This window comes from Micromonospora sp. CA-240977 (assembly GCF_050942285.1).
In the GTDB taxonomy this organism is placed as follows: Bacteria; Actinomycetota; Actinomycetes; order Mycobacteriales; family Micromonosporaceae; genus Micromonospora.
In genome coordinates this window covers 30051-46905 of record NZ_CP192055.1, presented here as the reverse complement: position 1 = coordinate 46905, position 16855 = coordinate 30051, and the positions used below count along the sequence as shown (strand labels likewise).

General features: G+C 71.7%; 17 protein-coding genes. 7 read left to right on the top strand and 10 right to left on the bottom strand.

Features of this window, described 5'->3' with window-relative positions; all coding sequences use genetic code 11:
* Positions 1-1533 carry an acyl-CoA carboxylase subunit beta gene (locus tag ACQPWW_RS00235; RefSeq protein WP_433127980.1) on the bottom strand — a complete coding sequence of 511 codons (1533 nt, stop codon included), beginning with the start codon at positions 1531-1533 and terminating at the stop codon, positions 1-3.
* 168 nt (positions 1534-1701) lie between these two features.
* On the opposite strand from ACQPWW_RS00235, the gene ACQPWW_RS00230 reads away from it, so the two are divergent.
* The gene (locus ACQPWW_RS00230) at positions 1702-2262 is read left to right on the top strand and encodes a snapalysin family zinc-dependent metalloprotease (RefSeq protein WP_433127979.1); all 561 of its coding nucleotides are present in this window, start codon (positions 1702-1704) and stop codon (positions 2260-2262) included.
* Positions 2263-2322: 60 nt separating this feature from the next.
* Here ACQPWW_RS00230 and ACQPWW_RS00225 read toward each other — a convergent pair whose 3' ends face one another.
* The 3 genes from ACQPWW_RS00225 to ACQPWW_RS00215 all read right to left on the bottom strand — a co-directional run bounded on the left by ACQPWW_RS00225 (position 2323) and on the right by ACQPWW_RS00215 (position 5324).
* Entirely contained in the window at positions 2323-3234 is a 912-nt protein-coding gene (locus ACQPWW_RS00225; protein WP_433134770.1) for a hydroxymethylglutaryl-CoA lyase, read from the bottom strand.
* A gap of 81 nt (positions 3235-3315) precedes the next feature.
* On the bottom strand, positions 3316-4653 hold the full coding sequence (locus ACQPWW_RS00220; RefSeq protein ID WP_433127978.1) for an acetyl-CoA carboxylase biotin carboxylase subunit: 1338 nt from the start codon (positions 4651-4653) through the stop codon (positions 3316-3318).
* 71 nt (positions 4654-4724) lie between these two features.
* Entirely contained in the window at positions 4725-5324 is a 600-nt protein-coding gene (locus ACQPWW_RS00215; RefSeq protein WP_433127977.1) for a TetR/AcrR family transcriptional regulator, read from the bottom strand.
* Between the two features lie 82 nt (positions 5325-5406).
* Here ACQPWW_RS00215 and ACQPWW_RS00210 point away from each other — a divergent pair, with 82 nt between their 5' ends.
* Positions 5407-6630, top strand: coding sequence for an MFS transporter (locus ACQPWW_RS00210; RefSeq protein ID WP_433127976.1), 1224 nt, complete (start codon positions 5407-5409; stop codon positions 6628-6630).
* On the opposite strand, the gene ACQPWW_RS00205 is transcribed toward ACQPWW_RS00210, so the two are convergent.
* Positions 6627-7784 carry an FAD-dependent oxidoreductase gene (locus tag ACQPWW_RS00205; RefSeq protein ID WP_433127975.1) on the bottom strand — a complete coding sequence of 386 codons (1158 nt, stop codon included), beginning with the start codon at positions 7782-7784 and terminating at the stop codon, positions 6627-6629. The two genes, ACQPWW_RS00210 and ACQPWW_RS00205, sit on opposite strands and share 4 nt — an antisense overlap.
* 106 nt (positions 7785-7890) lie before the next feature.
* Here ACQPWW_RS00205 and ACQPWW_RS00200 point away from each other — a divergent pair, with 106 nt between their 5' ends.
* From ACQPWW_RS00200 to ACQPWW_RS00190, 3 genes are all read left to right on the top strand, one after another.
* A complete protein-coding gene (locus tag ACQPWW_RS00200; RefSeq protein ID WP_433127974.1) occupies positions 7891-8472 on the top strand; it encodes a TetR family transcriptional regulator in 582 nt (193 codons plus the stop codon).
* Positions 8473-8540: 68 nt separating this feature from the next.
* Complete coding sequence (locus tag ACQPWW_RS00195) at positions 8541-9089, top strand: SigE family RNA polymerase sigma factor (protein WP_433127973.1); 549 nt, start codon at positions 8541-8543, stop codon at positions 9087-9089.
* The gene (locus tag ACQPWW_RS00190) at positions 9086-10270 is read left to right on the top strand and encodes a hypothetical protein (protein WP_433127972.1); all 1185 of its coding nucleotides are present in this window, start codon (positions 9086-9088) and stop codon (positions 10268-10270) included. The genes ACQPWW_RS00195 and ACQPWW_RS00190 overlap by 4 nt, the downstream gene beginning before the upstream one ends.
* An 85-nt stretch (positions 10271-10355) precedes the next feature.
* Here ACQPWW_RS00190 and ACQPWW_RS00185 read toward each other — a convergent pair whose 3' ends face one another.
* From ACQPWW_RS00185 to ACQPWW_RS00175, 3 genes are all read right to left on the bottom strand, one after another.
* Entirely contained in the window at positions 10356-11258 is a 903-nt protein-coding gene (locus ACQPWW_RS00185; protein WP_433127971.1) for a sulfurtransferase, read from the bottom strand.
* Between the two features lie 73 nt (positions 11259-11331).
* Complete coding sequence (locus tag ACQPWW_RS00180) at positions 11332-11778, bottom strand: imidazolonepropionase-like domain-containing protein (RefSeq protein WP_433127970.1); 447 nt, start codon at positions 11776-11778, stop codon at positions 11332-11334.
* Positions 11779-11780: 2 nt separating this feature from the next.
* Positions 11781-12548 carry an SGNH/GDSL hydrolase family protein gene (locus ACQPWW_RS00175; protein WP_433127969.1) on the bottom strand — a complete coding sequence of 256 codons (768 nt, stop codon included), beginning with the start codon at positions 12546-12548 and terminating at the stop codon, positions 11781-11783.
* A 240-nt stretch (positions 12549-12788) separates the two neighbouring features.
* On the opposite strand from ACQPWW_RS00175, the gene ACQPWW_RS00170 reads away from it, so the two are divergent.
* Positions 12789-13928, top strand: coding sequence for a transporter substrate-binding domain-containing protein (locus ACQPWW_RS00170; protein WP_433127968.1), 1140 nt, complete (start codon positions 12789-12791; stop codon positions 13926-13928).
* A complete protein-coding gene (locus ACQPWW_RS00165; protein WP_433127967.1) occupies positions 13814-14983 on the top strand; it encodes a hypothetical protein in 1170 nt (389 codons plus the stop codon). The genes ACQPWW_RS00170 and ACQPWW_RS00165 overlap by 115 nt, the downstream gene beginning before the upstream one ends.
* A gap of 52 nt (positions 14984-15035) precedes the next feature.
* On the opposite strand, the gene ACQPWW_RS00160 is transcribed toward ACQPWW_RS00165, so the two are convergent.
* On the bottom strand, positions 15036-16211 hold the full coding sequence (locus ACQPWW_RS00160; RefSeq protein ID WP_433127966.1) for a TolB family protein: 1176 nt from the start codon (positions 16209-16211) through the stop codon (positions 15036-15038).
* The gene (locus tag ACQPWW_RS00155) at positions 16208-16738 is read right to left on the bottom strand and encodes a SigE family RNA polymerase sigma factor (protein WP_433127965.1); all 531 of its coding nucleotides are present in this window, start codon (positions 16736-16738) and stop codon (positions 16208-16210) included. The genes ACQPWW_RS00160 and ACQPWW_RS00155 overlap by 4 nt, the downstream gene beginning before the upstream one ends.
* Positions 16739-16855: the final 117 nt, after the last annotated feature.

Sequence of the window (16855 nt, the reverse complement as noted above, 5' to 3'; positions counted from 1 at the left end):
TCAGACCGGGGTGACGCCGTGCCGACGGCGAGAGAAGTGCCGATCCTTCGTACGGGCGGCCGCGAAGCGACGGACCAACTCGGTCCGCAGGTCGTGCGGTTCGACGATGGCGTCCACCACCAACTCGCTGGCCAGCCGGACGACGTCGATGTCCTGCTCGTACTCGGCCCGCTTGGCGGTCACGAAGGCGGCTCGTTCGTCGGCGTCCGGGATAGCGGCGATCTTGTTGGCGTAGACCGCGTTCACCGCGGCCTCGGCGCCCATGACCGCGATCTTCGCGCTGGGTAGCGCGATAGTGGCGTCCGGCTCGAACCCGGGGCCGGCCATCGCGTAGAGGCCGGCGCCGTACGCCTTGCGGACCACCACGCAGATCTTCGGCACCGTCGCCTCGGAGATCGCGGTGATCATCTTGGCGCCGTGCCGGATGATGCCCTGCTTCTCCACCGCGCTGCCGACCATGAAGCCGGGTACGTCGCTGAGGAACAGCAGCGGCACGTTGAACGCGTCGCAGAGCTGCACGAACCGGGTCGCCTTGTCGGCCGAGTCGACGAAGAGCACGCCGCCCTTGAACATCGAGTTGTTGCCCAGCACGCCGACGACCTGGCCGTCGAGGCGGCCGAAGCCGATGGTCAACTCCTTGGCCCAGAGCGCCTGGATCTCGAAGAACGAATCCTCGTCGAGTAGGCCCCTGACGTACCGCCGCATGTCGAACGCCTGCCGTTCGCTGGCCGGCACCAGCGCGGCCAGGTCGGCCTTCGCGGGCGCGGCGACCGCCGGCGCGGTCGGCGGCGCCTGGGTCCAGTTCGCCGGCAGGTACGACAGGTAGGTCTTCACCACGTCCAGCGCGTCGGCCTCGGTCTTGCAGAGGAAGTGCCCGACGCCGGACTCGGTGGTGTGCACCTTGGCCCCACCCATCGCCTCCAGGGTGGTCTTCTCCCCGGTGACCATCTCGACCATCCGGTCGGAGCCGAGGTACATGCTGGCGTTGCCGTCGACCATGGCGACCACGTCGCAGAACGCCGGAATGTACGCCCCTCCGGCGGCGCTCGGGCCGAACAGCGCGCACACCTGCGGGATCGAGCCGGAGGCGCGGACCTGGTTCCAGAAGATCTTGCCGGCGCCGCGGCGGCCGGGGAAGAGGTCGACCTGGTCGGTGATCCGCGCGCCGGCCGAGTCGACCAGGTAGACCATCGGCACGCCGGCGCCGTACGCACGCTCGATGATCCGGATGATCTTCTCGACGGTGCGGGCGCCCCAACTGCCGGCCTTGACGGTGGAGTCGTTGGCCATCAGGCAGACCTGCCGCCCGTCGATGGTGGCGGTGCCGGTGACCACGCCGTCGGCGGGCAGCCCGTCGGCGAGCGCGTTGGCGTAGAGGCCGTCCTCGACGAATGAATCCTCGTCGACAAGGAGCGCGACCCGTTCGCGGGCGAAGAGTTTGCCCTTGGCCGTGTTGGCCGCGTGGTACTTGTCCGCGCCGCCGGACCGGGCCCGCTTGCGCAGCTGCTCCAGTGCCTCACCGTCGAGCGTCACGCCGACCCCCTCGCCATCCGACCTGAACGATCGTTAGGCTAGCGCATCGACGCGACCGACCGCGACCCATGAGCGAATCAGACGGCGAAGCTCAGAGCAAGACATTGAAAAACATGAATACTTGTCGCTAGGCTCCTGGCACCCCCTCCTCCCGGATTGGAGTCAGCGATGACCTCACGACTCAGTCGGCTCGCGGTCGCCCTGGTGGCGACGGCAGGTGCCACCCTCGGCGTCACGGTCGCCAACCCCGCGCCCGCGTCCGCCGCCATGACCATCTGCTACAACACCAGCCAGGCGGGCAGTTACGCCGGCACCGCGAACCAGGCCGCCTCGATCTGGAACAACGCCACAGTCAACCTGACGCTCTCCGCGAACTGCGGCTCCAACCTGCGGATCTACCAGATCACCGGCGGCGGCTCGTACGCCGTGCGGACCAGCCTCGGCAACGGCCGGGTCTACATCGACACCCAGCAGGCGGCGCAGTACAGCCCGCTGCGGATCATGACGCACGAGATCGGGCACATCCTCGGCCTGCCGGACAACTACAACGGCAACTGCGCGATCCTGATGTCCGGCGGCAGCGCCGGCACCAGCTGCACGAACCCGTACCCGAGCACCACCGAGGCGAACCGGGTGAGCAGCCTCTTCGCCGGCACGTTCAGCGCCACCGACCGCAACGCGGACATCTTCCGGGACAGCTGGCCGGCAGCGCTCGCTCCGGTGAGCTGACCGACCAGGTACGTCGGAGGGGCCGGCACGCTGCCGGCCCCTCCGCGCGTCTCCGAGCGGTCAGCGCGGCATCGGCGTCAGTCGGGTGCGTGGACCGGCGCGCAGGACGCCGGACGGCAGCTTCTTACCGAGCAACTCCTCGGCCAGTTCCGCCGCCTCGATGAGCGCCGCCAGGTCGACGCCGGTGTCGATGCCCATGTCGTGCAGCATGTGCACGGCCTCCTCGGTGGCCAGGTTGCCGCTCGCCCCCGGCGCGTACGGGCAACCGCCCAGACCGCCCACGCTGGCGTCGAACTCGGTGACTCCCAGCTCGAGCGCTGTCAACAGGTTGGCCAGCGCCGTTCCCCGGGTGTTGTGGAAGTGCAGCAGCACCGGCACGTGCGCGTTGCGGTCGCGTACCGCGGTCAGCAGCTCGCGGACCCGGCGCGGCGTGCCCATTCCGGTGGTGTCGCCGAACGCGACCCGGTCCGCGCCGTCACGGACCACCCGGTCCACGATGCCGGCCACCCGCCGCGGGTCGATGTCCCCCTCGTACGGGCAGCCGAAGCTGGTCGCCACGATCACCTCGACCCGCGCGGAGGCGCCGTGCAGCAGGTCGATCAGCTCGGCGATGTCGTCAAGCGACTCGTCGGTGGACCGGTTGACGTTGCGCCGGTTGTGCGTGTCGCTGGCCGAGACCACCACCTCGACCTCGGTGAAGCCGGCCGCCAGGGCGCGCTGGGCGCCCCGGGTGTTCGGCACCAGCGCCGAGTAGCTCACCCCGTCGGCCTTGAGCGCTCGCTGCCACACCTCGTCGGCGTCGGCCATCTGCGGAATCGCCTTCGGGTGGACGAACGACACCGCCTCGATCCGGCGTACTCCGGTGCCGGAGAGGGCATCGAGCAGCCGGACCTTGGCCTCGGTTGGAATCGGGTCCTCGTTCTGCAACCCGTCCCGCGGCCCAACCTCACGAATCGACACGGAATCTGGCAACTGGCTCATCGGTCACCTCGCTGTGACGTCGGATCGGGACAGCACGTCGGCCGCTCTGCTCTGCTTACCTGTACGCGCCGATCAGCGCATTCGGGGGACGATGGCGGTGTCGTAGGCGCCGGAGACGAACTCCTCGTTGTCGAGCAGCTCGGTGAAGAAGGGGAGATTGTTCTTCGGGCCGGCAATCTGGAAGGCGGCCACCGCGGTCTTCGCGCGTTCCAGCACCTCGTCCCGGGTGTCGCCGGTGACGATCAGCTTGGCCAGCAGGCTGTCGTAGAACGGGGTGACCGTGTTGCCCTCGGTGTAGCCGGAGTCCACCCGGACACCCGTACCCGTCGGCTCCACCCAGGTTCTGATCACACCGGGACCGGGCAGGAAACGCTTCGGGTCCTCGGCGTTGATCCGCATCTCGATGGCGTGACCGCGCGAGGTCAGCGCGTCCGGATCGAACGTCGGGGCCAACCCGGACGCCACCCGCAACTGCTCCTCGACCAGGTCGATACCGTAGACGTACTCGGTCACCGGGTGCTCCACCTGCAGCCGCGTGTTCATCTCCAGGAAGAAGAACTCGTCGGTGGCCGGATCGAGCAGGCACTCCACGGTGCCGGCGTTGCGATAGCTGACCGCCTCACCCGCGCGCACCGCCGCCGCCAGGAGGCGGGACCGCAGCTCCGGCGAGACCGCCGGCGACGGGGACTCCTCGACAAGCTTCTGGTTGCGGCGTTGCACCGAGCACTCCCGCTCGCCGAGCGCCACCACCCGGCCGTCGGCCAGGCCGAGGATCTGCACCTCGACGTGCCGCACCCGGGGGAAGAACCGCTCGATCAACACCGAGCCGTCCCCGAACATCCGCTCGGCGAACGCGCGCACCTTGTCGTACTCGGTGCGCAGCGCTGCCTCGTCGACGGCGACGCCCATGCCCATGCCGCCACCACCGGCCGCGGCCTTGACCATCACCGGGTAGCCGATCTGCGCGGCGGCCGTCACGGCCGAGTTCAGGTCGGCGGCCGGTTCGGTGGTGCCGGGCGCGACCGGAACACCGGCCGCCGCCATCAGGTTCCGAGCGTTGATCTTGTCGCCCATCGCGGTGATCGCGTCCGCGCCGGGTCCGACCCAGATCAGGCCGCTGGACTCGACGGTACGGGCGAACTCGGCGTTCTCCGACAGGAAGCCGTACCCGGGGTGGATGGCCTGGGCGCCTGTCGACTTCGCGGCGGCGAGGATCGCCTCGGTGTTGCGGTAGCTCAGCGCCGGGGCCGGCGGGCCGATGAGGACCGCCTCGTCGGCCTCGGCCACGAACGGCAGGTCGGCGTCGGCCTCCGAGTACACAGCGATCGCGCGGATGCCGAGTCGCTTGGCGGTCCGGATGATCCGGCGGGCGATCTCGCCCCGATTGGCGACCAACAGTGACTCGATCATGTTTCCTCCCGGCGTCCGGATGGTGGGACGATGTCAGGGAATCATGACCGGCCTGCTTCTGACGAGTCCGCTCAGGCGAGCAGCGCGGCCAGTGTCGCCCCGCGCAGCAACTCGGCACGACGCCGCCGGTCCACCTCACCACCGAGGAACGGGGTCGAGTTCATCAGGCCGAACGCGGCGTGCGCGAGCACCCGCGCCTCACCGTCGGGCATGCCCGGGTGCAGCGCCGTGAGCACCGTCACCCACTCCTCCACGTAGAGCCGTTGCAGGCGGCGGATGCGCCGCCGCGGCTCCTCGGGCAGGCGGTCCAGCTCGTGCAGGTGCAACGCGATCACCGCCGGGTTGGCCAGCGCGAACTCGACGTGAAAGTCGATAAGCGACTCCAGCACCTCACGCGGACCGTCCGGGTGCCCGGCCGCGCGTTCCCGCCCGCCGGCCAGCAGACCCTCACTCACGGGGATGAGCGCGGCGGCCAGCATCGCCTCCTTGCCGGCGAAGTGGTGGTAGAGCGCCGGACCGGTGACCCCGGCGGCCGCGCCGATGTCGTCCATCGACACACCGTGATAGCCGCGGGCGGCGAACAGACCAACCGCGATCTCCAGAATCTCGTCCTTGCGGGACCTGCGGCGGCCCGCGCCCGCCGCACCCCGTGCCTGCTGCTCCACCGTCACCGGGCAAGCCTAGACCGCGAACTGCCTGCGGTGGAGGGCAGCGGCTTGACCCTCGACCCGGTTGAACCCGCACGGTCACCGGATGACCTCCCCTCCGCTCGGCCGAAACTTCCGGCTGCTCTGGTCCGCCGCCGTCTCGTCGAGGCTCGGGGACTCGCTGCGTACGCCGGCACTGGCCCTGCTGGCCGCGGCGGTGACCCGCGACCCCCGGATCATCGCTGCGGTCACCGTTGCCGGTCAGCTGCCGCCACTGCTCTTCGGCCTGCTCGGCGGCGTGTACGCGGACCGCTGGGACCGACGTCGGACAATGGCTCTGGTCGACGGCGTACGCGCCGCCGTGGTGGCGGGGCTGGCCGTGGCGGTCGCCCTCGACCGGGTCGGCGTCGCGGTGCTGCTGCTGGCCGCGTTCCTCCTCGCCGCGTTGGGCACGCTCTTCGACTCCGCGTCGTTCGCCCTGCTGCCGGCGCTGGTGCCCCCGGACGCGCTGCCCCGGGCGAACGGTCGGCTCCAGGCGGGGTCCGCGGTGGCCGGCGGCTTCCTCGGCGCACCCGCCGCCGGTGTGCTCTTCGCCCTCGCCCCGGCCCTGCCGTTCGCCCTCGACGCCGTCACCTTCGCCGCCGCCGCCCTGCTCGTGCTGGCCCTGGCGCCGGTTCCGGTCGCGAGCGCCAACGCACGACGCGGGTCGGTGTGGAGCGAGATCGCCGAGGGTGTGCGCTGGTTACGCGGCCATCGGGCACTGTGGCGGGTCACAGTGCTCGCCGCCGCCTGCAACCTGGCGATCAGCGGCATCATGGCGGTGCTCGTGCTCTACGCGCTGGACGTGCTGCGGGTGCCGCCCGCCGGGTACGGGTTGTTCGCCGCGGCCGCCATCGTCGGCGGGGTGGCGGGGGCGCTCGGTGCGGGTCGGCTCGCCGCCCGGCTCGGCACGCTGCCGGCGCTGCGTGCCGTGCTCGCCGCGCAGACCGTGGCGCTGACCGGGTTCGCGCTGGCCCGCGATCCGGTGCCGGGTGGCCTCGCGTTGGCCGTCTTCGCCGCCGGGACCGTGGTGTGGAACAGCCTGTGCGCGTCGTACGGGCAGCGGCACGTGCCGGCCGGGCTGCTCGGCCGGGTCGGTGCGGCGCAGCGGATGGTGGGTCTGCTCACCGCACCGGTCGGGGCGGTGCTCGCCGGCCTGGCCGCCGCGGCGTACGGCACGGTGCCGGTGGCGGGCGCGGCGGCCGGCACGTTCGCGCTTGTCACAGTGGCCGCGTGGCGGACACTGCTGCCTGCCGAACCCGGCGTGCTGAGCCCCAGCGGGGCGGCCTAGCCCGGCGCCGGCGTCCGGTGCGACAGCCCGGACAGGCGTAGCGCGACCTTCCGGCGGGCCGGCGGCAGTGCACCGAGCAGCCGGATCAGCACGTCCCGGGCGGGTCGGCGGGCCGGGGAGACAGTCGCCAGTCGGGTCAGCCCGGCGGCGAAACTCAGCACGTCCTCGGCCATCGGCCGCTGCCGGGCGCTGTAGTCGTCGAGCAGCGACTCCGGACCTCCGTCGAGCACGTCCGCCACGGCGGTGCCGAGGGCGACCGCGTCGCAGATGCCGAGGTTCATGCCCTGACCGCCGGCCGGGCTGTGCACGTGCCCGGCGTCCCCGGCCAGCAGGACGGGCCCGGCCCGGAAGGTGTCGGCGATCTGGTGATGCACCCGGAACCGGGAACCCCAGAGCACCTCGGTCACCCGGTCGGGTCGCCGCGCCGGGCCGCGCTCGTCGAGCAGCGTCTGGAGGTACGCCGCCCCCGGATCCGCCGGAGCCGTCGCCACCGCGGCCACCAGCCGGACCACCCCGTCCGGCAGCGGCGCCCAGATCAGCGGGCCGGACCGGGCCAGGAAGAGCGCCACCTCGTCGCCGGGCAGGACGCTGTCCACCCGCACGTCGGCGAGCACGAAGGATTCCTCGTCGCGGGGGCCGGTGAAGCCGATGCCGGCGGCCTTCCGGACGGTGCTGTGCAGACCGTCGGCACCGACCACGTACCGGGCGCGCAGCGCCGACCCGTCGATCTGCGCGAGCACCCCGTCACCGGTCGGGCTCAGACCGGTCAGCCGGCACGGCCGTCGTACCCGGACGCCGAGGGCGTCCAGCTCTGCGGTGAGGACCGCCTCGGTGACCGACTGCGAGACCAGCAGCGCGTAGGGGAAGCGGGACGGCAACTCGTGGAACGGCACCGTCAGCAACACCCGGTCCCGGTCGCGGACTGTGAAGCGCGGCGACCGGATGCCCTGCGCGACCATCGGCGCCGCGGCGCCGATCCGGTCCAGCACCTCCAGGGTGTACGCGTGCACGACCGCCGCACGGGAGGTCGTCGGCGGCTCGGTCAGCTGGTCCAGCACCGTCACCTCGATCCCGCGTCGGGCCAGCGTCAGCGCGGTGGCGAGACCGGTGGGGCCAGCGCCCACCACCAGCACGTCGGTGCTCACGGGCAGCATGGCCACCTCCGGGGAACCGTTGCCAACAGATGTTGGCAAACACTTGTTGGCAACGCTAGGGCGCTGCTGATTGTGTGTCAACAGGTGTTGGCATACGGTCGTCGACATGACAGCGTCCGCCCAACCGACCCACCCCCGACGCTCCGACGCCACCCGGGCGGCGATCCTGCGAGCGGCCCGGGAACGCTTCGCGGCGGACGGATACGAGCGCGCCACGATCCGGGCCATCGCCGCCGACGCCCAGATCGACCCGTCGATGGTCATGCGCTACTACGGCAGCAAGGAGGGGCTGTTCGCGGCGGCCGCCGAGTTCGACCTCCGGCTGCCCGATCTGGCCCGGGTGCCGCCCGCCCACCTCGGCGAGGTGCTGATCCGGCACTTCCTCGCCCGGTGGGAGGGCGACGAGACGCTCGTGGCGCTGCTCCGCGCCGCCAGCACCAACCCGGGCGCCGCCGAGCGGATGCGCGGCATCTTCGTCGACCAGCTCGCCGCAGCCGTCGCCACGTTCGGCACCGACCCCGCGACGACCGCCCGCCGCGCCGGTCTGGTGGCCAGTCAGATCCTCGGCCTGGCCTTCACCCGATACATCGTCCGCCTGCCACCCGTTGTGGAGACGCCAGCCGAGGAGCTGGTCCCCTGGATCGCACCGACTCTGCAGCGCTACCTGACCGGGGCGCCGGAAAACTGACCCAACCTTTTACCCCTCCCCGTGCGTCTGCCAGGTGACGCGCAACGCGACGGCCGGGAGGGGGGCGGATGGCACCGACGGGACGCGACGGACGTGACGGCTACCTCGCCTTCGTGGAGAGCCACCAGCACCGGCTGCTCCGGGCGGCCTATCTGATCTGCGGCAACCAGCACCAGGCCGAGGATCTCCTTCAGGACGCCCTGCTCAAGCTGGCGCTGCGCTGGGGGTCCGTTCGGGACGGCGACCCGTCCGCGTACGTGCGGGCCATCCTCTACCGGGACGCGGTGTCGTGGTGGCGTCGCCGACGGCGGGAATGGCTGAGCGCCGCGCCACCGGACCGGGTGACCCACGACCGGGACGGCGCGCTGCGGCTGACGCTGCACGACGCACTGAGCCTGCTGCCGCCCCGGCAGCGGGCCGTTCTGGTGTTGCGCTACTACGAGGATCTGACCGAGGTCGCCACCGCCGAGGCGCTCGGGGTGACCGTCGGCACCGTGAAGAGCCAGTGTCATGCGGCGCTGCGCCGCCTCCGCGAGGTCACCCCGGACCTCACCCGGGACGCCCGGCCACGGCAGGGCTCGGCCGACCTGGCCGCCGGCGCGGAGGTGAACCCGTGAACGAGCAGGACCTGCGCCGACTGCTGACCATCAGCGTCGAGGACGTCCTGCCCAGCCAGCCGGCAACGGCCGGCTGGGACCGGGCTCGGCGCACGCGACGTACCCGACGGGCCGCCGGCGTTGTCGCAGTGGCCGTGGCGCTGGTCGGCGCCGGCACGGTGGCGGCCCTGCGACCGCCCGACCCACCGCCGAATCACTCGGTGGCGCCGACCCCGACCGTCGTCCCCACGCACGCCGACCCGGTGCAGCACGCGCCCGCCGAGCTGGCCTTCCCACCCGATCCGCTCGCCCGGCTCGGCGGCCCGGCGACAGTGCCGCTGTCCGAGCGGCCGGTCCAGCGGGCGCTGGCGCTGTTCCAGCCGACGGACGAGGAGAATCGCGCGGACGGCCCGGTCCGGGTGCTCGGCAACGACGGCGTGGTACGCGCTCTCGACGTGGTGACGCTGGCACCGACCCGTGACGCGGGCGGCAACGAGGCGTCCGCCGTGAAGCCGGGCGTGCTGTCGCCGGACGGCCGGTCGGCGGCGTTCGCGCAGACCAAGGAACTTGTCATTGTCGACCTCACCACCGCAGGGGTACGCCGGATTCCCCTCGACGGCTATCTGGAGCTGGTCATCTGGGCGCACGACCGGGTGCTGGTCGGGGGCGAGGACCGGACGTACGCGGTGGACCGGATCACCGGCGCGGCGAGCAGGATCGACGTGTCGGCCTGGGTCCTGGCCGCACCCGATCCGGAGGGCAGCCGCGAGGCGGCGCTGATCGAGTTGATCGGCGACCGGGATGACCTGACACTGCGCAGCCGGACCGCGCGCGAGGCGACGATCCGTTCCGAACAGCGGATCACCGGCGACCGGCTGCCCTCGCCGTACCAGATCAACGAGTTCTACGGCCGGGGCTGGCTGCACGGCGAGCGGCTGGCCAGCGCGGCGTGGATCACCAGCGGTGAGATCGACGGCGCCGAGGGCACGGCGGTGCTTGATGCGCGGACCGGCGCCGTGTCCCACCTGCTCGACCTGGGCCGGCAGCGCGCAAAGGGCTGCTGCGAGGTGCTGGGCTGGGACAACAAGGGTGCGGTGCTGCTCCGGCTGGAACCGGCCGCCCTGGCCCGCTGGAATCCGGAGACCGGCGAGGTCACCGGCATCGTCCGGGAGCTGCGCGGCGTGATCGCGCTCGCCGGCTGAACGACCGTCCCCGCGCGACAGGGCATCGCGCGGGGACGGTCCACGTCACCGCGGCCGCTCAGGCGGCCAATCCACCAGCGGCCGCTCAGGCGGCGAGGCCGCCGGGCTGGTCGCCCTTGACGACGGGTGCCCGGACCAGGTTGCCCCACTCGGTCCACGAGCCGTCGTAGTTGCGCACCTGCGGGTAACCCAGCAGATGCCGCAGCACGAACCAGGTGTGGCTGGACCGCTCGCCGATCCGGCAGTACGCGATCACGTCGTCGTCGGGGCTCAGCCCGAGCTGATCGGCGTAGATCGCCTTCAGCTCGTCGGCCGACCTGAACGTGCCGTCCTCATTGGCGGCGGACTTCCACGGCTTGCTGACCGCGCCCGGGATGTGCCCGCCCCGCAGCGCGCCCTCCTGCGGGTAGTCCGGCATGTGCAGCGTCTCGCCGGTGTACTCACCCGGCGACCGGACGTCGACAAGCGGCCGGCCGGCGGCGATGTGCGCCATGACCTGCTCACGGTAGGCCCGCAGCGGCGCGTCGTCGCGCAGCGGCACCGGGTAGTCGGCACGGGGACGAGCCGGCTTGTCGCGGGTCACCTCGCGCCCCTCGGCGATCCACTTCTGCCGGCCGCCGTCGAGCAGCCGCACGTCGGCGTGGCCGAAGAGCGAGAACACCCAGAGGGCGTACGCGGCCCACCAGTTGAAGTTGTCGCCGTAGAAGACGACGGTGTCGCCCCGGCCGATGCCCTTCGCGGCGCACAACTCGGCGAAGCGCTCGGCATCCAGATAGTCGCGGGTCACCTGGTCGTTCAACTCCAGGTGCCAGTCGACCTTCACAGCACCGGGAATGTGACCCGATTCGTAGAGCAGCACGTCCTCGTCGGACTCGACAACCACGAGGCCCTCGTCGCCCAGGTGCTCGGCCAGCCACTCGGTGGTGACCAGACGTTGCGGATCGGCGTACGACTGAAGGCGGGGATCAGGATCGTTCGGCACAGACATGATCCCCAAACTACGCCGTAACCCGGGTCGATGAACGGCCATCGCTGTGCGACGGAGCGCACGCCAGGCTTCCTCAGGCGCGACGGTGGGCGATCCGGCCCGCGACCACTGTCACCAGGCAGACACCGTCGGCGGCATGAACCGCGAGGTCGGCGCGCTCACCCGCCCGTAGCGTGGGCGGCACGGCAGCGGGCAGCACGAGCAGGTCACCCCGGTCGACGGCGACCCGCAGGGCCGGATCGGCCAGGTGCTCCAGCAGCACCGCCGTCACTCCGTTCCGCAGCAACGCGTGCACCCGCTCGCGCGGGGTGGGCGCCGCCGGCAACGGGCCGTCGTGCAGCAGGCCCGGCCCCAGCGTGCCGGGCCAACCGCGGACCCGAACGCCCGCGTACGTCGCACTCAACTCGGCCAGCGGGCCGACGGCCTCGATCCGGTCACCGCTCACCACCACTGCGTGCTCGGGCTGCGACGCGCCATCGGCGGTGCGCCGCAGCAGCGGTGCGGTGTGCAGCGTGCGCACCGTCAGTCGACGATCGGCCCGAGCAACGGACGCTTCGCCGTCACCCTGTCACCGGACGACCGGCCGGTCAGCCGCCGCTTCAGCCAGGGCGCGAGGTGCCGACCGGCCCACCGCACGTCGGCGGCACGGGCAGCCAACCACGGCGACGGCGCCGGGTGCGGCGGGACCATCAGCCACTCCTCGTCGCAACCGACGCCGAGCGCGTTCAACACCTGCCCCGCGACCCGCCGGTGACCGGCCGGCGAGAGGTGCAACCGGTCGGTGCTCCACAGCATCGGGTTGAGGAAGGTGTCGTCGGCGTACAGGTCGACCATGATGGCGCCGTGCCGCTCGGCGGTCTCGCCGACGGCCTGGTTGAGCAACTGCACCCGGGGGGCGACGAGGCGCTGGCCGGGCAGCCGGGCCATCACGTCGGCGAACCGGAAGAGCAGCACGTCCGCACCGCCCGAGCGCAGCTGCCGGACCACCTCGTCGAAGCGGGACACCAGCGCGTCCGGGTCGAAGGTGCGGCGCAGCACGTCGTTGCCGCCGGCCGCGAAGCTGATCAGATCCGGCTTCATCGCCACCGCCGACGGCACCTGCTCGGCTACCACGCTGGGGAAGAGCCGACCCCGGATGGCCAGGTTCGCGTACCGGAAGTCGGGCCCCGCCTCGGCGGCGAGCCGAATCGCCACCAGGTCCGCCCAGCCTCGGTAGGTGCCGTCCGGGTACGCGTCATCCATGCCTTCGGTGAAACTGTCCCCGACCGCGACAAAACTGCGCCAGCGCACCTGCGCCCCCTCACACCGCTCGTTGCCTGCGGCGACCAGTCTGTCACCGGGGGCACTGCGCGCAGTGCCCCGATCGGGCGACGTGGCGGAGGTCATGGGCCAGCGGATCGTTCCGGCCACTGGATCAGAAATCGGTCAGGCGCTACTGTCGCCAATCCGGCTGGTGGCGCAGTGCCGTGGTTCGCGCCCAGGCCCCACAATGGGGGCCGATCACCGGTCCGAGCGGCGGGGAGGGCCTAGTTGAGCCAGGCAAGCGAGCCGAGCCCTCCGGGGCCGACCCCACCGGCGACCACCTCGCCGCGCACCGCACGGACCCGCCAGATCCGACTCGTGGGGCTCGTCGTCGCGCTGGCCGTCCTGGCCGCCGCCCTGGTCCCGATCGTCCTCGCGATGGGGCCGCCGACCCGGGACGAGTTGCTGGAGAAGGCCGGCCTCAAGGGGAAGCAGCAGCTCGTCATCGGGGTGAAGGACGACCAGCCGGGCATCTCGCAGCACCTTGCGAACAACGTCTGGAAGGGCTTCGACGTCGACATCGCCTACATGATCGCGGGCTATCTCGGCTTCGACCACTCCCAGGTGCGCTTCGTGCCGATCGAGAGCGAGGACCGGGCCCGTCGACAGGCCCGGGACAACGACGGGTTCGTCATCGTCGACCTGGTCATCGCCTCGTACAGCATCAACGACAAGCGCCGGGAAGAGGGCGCCGTCTTCTCCGCGGCGTACCTGCACACCGAGCAGTCGGTGGTCACCCTGAAAAGCTTCAAGGGGCCGGTGAGCAGCCTGGAGGATCTCCGTGGGCTGACGGTCTGCTCGCTGACCACCTCGACGTCCATCCAGCGTCTCGCCGAGGCCGGCGCCACCCCGGTGGGCCGGAACAGGATCAGCGAGTGCGTCCAGGAGCTGTACGACGGCAAGGTGCAGGCCGTCACCACCGACGCGGCGATCCTCGCCGGCTTCGTCACAGCCGACCAGCCGGGCGACGACGGTCAACGCTTTCCGGTGGCCCTCAAGAACGCGAAGCCGTTGCAGCACTGGGACATCGGCTCGTCGCCGCAGGAGCGGTGGGGCGTCAACGTCGGCCCCAACCAGGCCCTGCTCGACCTGGTCGACCTCGCGCTCTACGAATCGGCAAAGGACGAGGAGAACTCGGCCTGGGAGAACGCGTACAACGCCAACCTCCGTTGGCAGCAGGGATACAACCTCCCGCAGCCGGTCGCGGAACAGCAGCAACCCGACGCGAGGAAGGTGGAGGTGCGACAGTGGCCGTGGGAGAGGATCGCGCTACCGCCCCCGGCGCACCCCGGATCGTCACCAGTTTCGCCGAGACCCGCCGCCCGCGCCGGATGGCGGGGGCGCGGCAGGCGCAGCAGTGGCTGCTGACCCTCCTACCCGCCTTTCCCGTCCTGCTTCTGGTGCTGCGACTGTGGCAGCTCAGCCAACAGGACATGTCCACGATGCTGCTGCTGGTGCAGTACGTCAGCCCGCTCGGCCTGCTCAGCGCCCTGCTGATCGCGCTGGTGTGGGCGTTCCCCGTCGTCGTGCTCACCTTCGGGGTGCTCGGTCGACTGCTGCGGCTCAGTGCTCCGGACCGGTTCGACCCGGAACGGTCACTGCTGGCCTCCGGAACGGCCCGCACCCCGGGCTGGGTGATCAGCGCCGCGGTCGCGCTGGGGGCGCTGACCTGGCAGCTCCGCTTCCTGCCGTCGCTGCTGATGCTCGCCCTCTGGCTGCTCGCGCTGCGTACCCGCTATCTGCACCCGGACCAGCCGACCCGGGTCCTGCTGGTCAGTGTGGCGCTGCCACTGGCGGCGGCGGTTCTGGCGTACAGCGTGCTGGGGCCGGCGATCTGGACGGCGTACCACGATCGCGAGTGGGGCACCGCCGCGCTGCTGGCGGTGCCGCCCGCCGCCACCGTGCTGCTCACCGGCCCGATCCCCGGCTGGATCGCCCCGGCGCTGACCCACGGCCTGGCGTTCACTGTCGCCGGCGTGCTCCCGGTGGTGATGGGCGCGGTCTTCCTCCGGGTGCCGCTGTTGCCCACCGCCGCGATCGAGGTGGTGCCGAAGGAACCCGCAGGGACGGCCCCGGCAGCACCGGCCGTGACAACCGCGACGGGTGAGGGCGCGCTGACCCCGGGCGACGGAGCCGGGGCGCCGCCGGCCGCCGACGCTGGCCCGGAGGTGGTGCTCGGCGCGCTCATCGCGGTCACCGACACCTCGACGATCGTGCTGGACCGGGCCGCCACCGTGCGGTTCCTGCCGAACGGTTGGGTCGAGTCGCAGGTCCTCTGCCCACAGGTGACGGCAGTGCCGTACAGCCTCGTGTCGGTGCGTGGTTGGCCGGTGGAGGAGACCGCGCTGAATTGGATGATGCCCAGGCGGCCGGCGGCCGATCCGGACGTCCGCTGTGAGGGCCGACTCCCCAGCGCGCGGTGACCCGGACCCGGTGGCGGGCCACCAGGGGGTGGCCCGCCCTCCGCCCGCTACGTCAGCCCGCAACGGCAAGGATCTGCATGTCCGCCAGGCTCGCCGGCTCGGCGGTCTCGGAGATCTTGCGGCCGTCCGCGCTGACAAGCAGCACGGCGTGCCCGCTGCCGTCCCGCACCCGCACGACCATCGAGCCGTCGGTCGGGAAGTACACCTGCCGCAGCTCGCGGCCGCCGAGTGGCAGCCGGATCTCCTTACCCGTCCGGGTGTCCAGCACGACGTTGACCCACAGGTCGCGAGCGACGTCGCCAGCGTCCTCGGTCGGTTTCGTCCGCAGCAGCGCGATCCGGGAGCCGTCCGGGGAGAGGCTGGTGATGTCGTTGCTGCGCCAACCGTCCAGGGAGAAGCCGGGGACGACGCGCTTCGTCGTGCCGTCGGTGCCGTAGAGCGTGACCCCGGCGTTGGTGTTCATGGCGATGGTCTGCCCGTCCGCGGACCAGAGGGCGTGACATGCCTCAGGTGCGGACTTCCACCAGCGCACTGTCGATCCCGTCGAACGCACCTCCAACATGCCGTACCGGCCGGGTTCACCCGAAGCGTTCGACGTCGTCTCGCGGAACAGCAGTTGCCGCCCGTCCGGCGACCAGACCGGGGTGACGCAGTACGGGTCGACACCCGAGCGCACCTGCCGCCGGTCGGAGCCGTCGACGTTGGCGACGAACAGGTTGTTGCCGGTGTCGCCGCTGTCCACCCAGGCCACCCGATGGCCGTCCGACGAGACACTCACGTTGCCCTTCAACGCGAGAGCGGGCAGCGCCAGCAGGCGAACCGGGTTGTCGCCGGGGTGCCAGGACCGCAGGTTCGCGCTTGTCGCGCCGGTCACCTCGGCGGGCCCGTAGAAGAGCCTGCCGATCGTCACAGTCGGCGTGTTCGCGCTGGACCCGCCGCTGGGCGGGCTGCTCGGGGTGCTGGGGGATGACGTCGGGCTGGGCGGTGCGGTCGGCGTCGCGGTCACCGACGGGCTGTCGGCGGGAAGCGGAGCCGGAGACTGGTCCGGGCGGATGGCGAAGGCGGTGCCGGCCGCCGCCGCGATCAGCACCAGCGCGGCAGCCGACGTGGCCACGGTGCGCTGGATCCCGAGCCGGCGGGACGTCCGCAGGGTCCGGTCCCGCAGGTCGACCACGGTGACCTCTTCGGCCAGGTCGGCCAGGTCGAGCCGGAGGCGCTGGTCGTTCATCGGGTGCTCCCTTCCAGGACGTACAGCTCGGCGAGTTCGGGGGCGACGGCGCGTAACTTGGCCAGTGACTTGGCGGTCTGGCTCTTCACCGTGCCGACGGTGACCCCGAGCAGATCGGCGGTCTCCGCCTCGGTGCGGTCCTCGAAGAACCGCAGCACCAGCACGGCCCGTTGCTTCGGGGAGAGCTTCGTCAGCGCCGACCGGAGGGTGAGCCGCAGGCTGGTCTGTTGCGCGTGGTCCGGGGCCGAGCCGCCTCCGCGGGGCTCGGGCAGGTCGCCCGGCATCGACTCGGGTACCCGGCGTCGCCGCCACCAGGACACCTGTAGGTGGTACATGACCTTGCGCGTGTACGCCTCGGCGTTGCCGCTGTGGTGCAGCCGGTTCCAGGACCGGTGGGTCCGGGCCAGCGCCGACTGGACGAGATCCTCGGCCAGGTGCTGGTCACCGGTGAGTAGGTAGGCCGAGCGCAACAACGCCGGCGTGCGGGTACGGACGAACGAGTCGAACTCACTCAGCAGAGGGTCCACACGGGCCGATCCTTCGGGTCGTGGTGCATGGGGAACGTGATGCCTCTCCAGACGTCGCCCTGGGCAATCGTGGTTGCCGACACGGACCGACAGCTTTCGTGAGTTCGCCGAGTGACG

What these genes read in the sequence shown, in the direction of transcription:
- ACQPWW_RS00230 (WP_433127979.1), top strand. Translation starts at nt 1,702, where the DNA reads ATGACCTCACGACTCAGTCGGCTCGCGGTCGCCCTGGTGGCGACGGCA.
- ACQPWW_RS00220 (WP_433127978.1), bottom strand. Translation starts at nt 4,653, where the DNA reads ATGATCGAGTCACTGTTGGTCGCCAATCGGGGCGAGATCGCCCGCCGG.
- ACQPWW_RS00210 (WP_433127976.1), top strand. Translation starts at nt 5,407, where the DNA reads ATGACCTCCCCTCCGCTCGGCCGAAACTTCCGGCTGCTCTGGTCCGCC.
- ACQPWW_RS00205 (WP_433127975.1), bottom strand. Translation starts at nt 7,784, where the DNA reads ATGCTGCCCGTGAGCACCGACGTGCTGGTGGTGGGCGCTGGCCCCACC.
- ACQPWW_RS00200 (WP_433127974.1), top strand. Translation starts at nt 7,891, where the DNA reads ATGACAGCGTCCGCCCAACCGACCCACCCCCGACGCTCCGACGCCACC.
- ACQPWW_RS00195 (WP_433127973.1), top strand. Translation starts at nt 8,541, where the DNA reads ATGGCACCGACGGGACGCGACGGACGTGACGGCTACCTCGCCTTCGTG.
- ACQPWW_RS00185 (WP_433127971.1), bottom strand. Translation starts at nt 11,258, where the DNA reads ATGTCTGTGCCGAACGATCCTGATCCCCGCCTTCAGTCGTACGCCGAT.
- ACQPWW_RS00160 (WP_433127966.1), bottom strand. Translation starts at nt 16,211, where the DNA reads ATGAACGACCAGCGCCTCCGGCTCGACCTGGCCGACCTGGCCGAAGAG.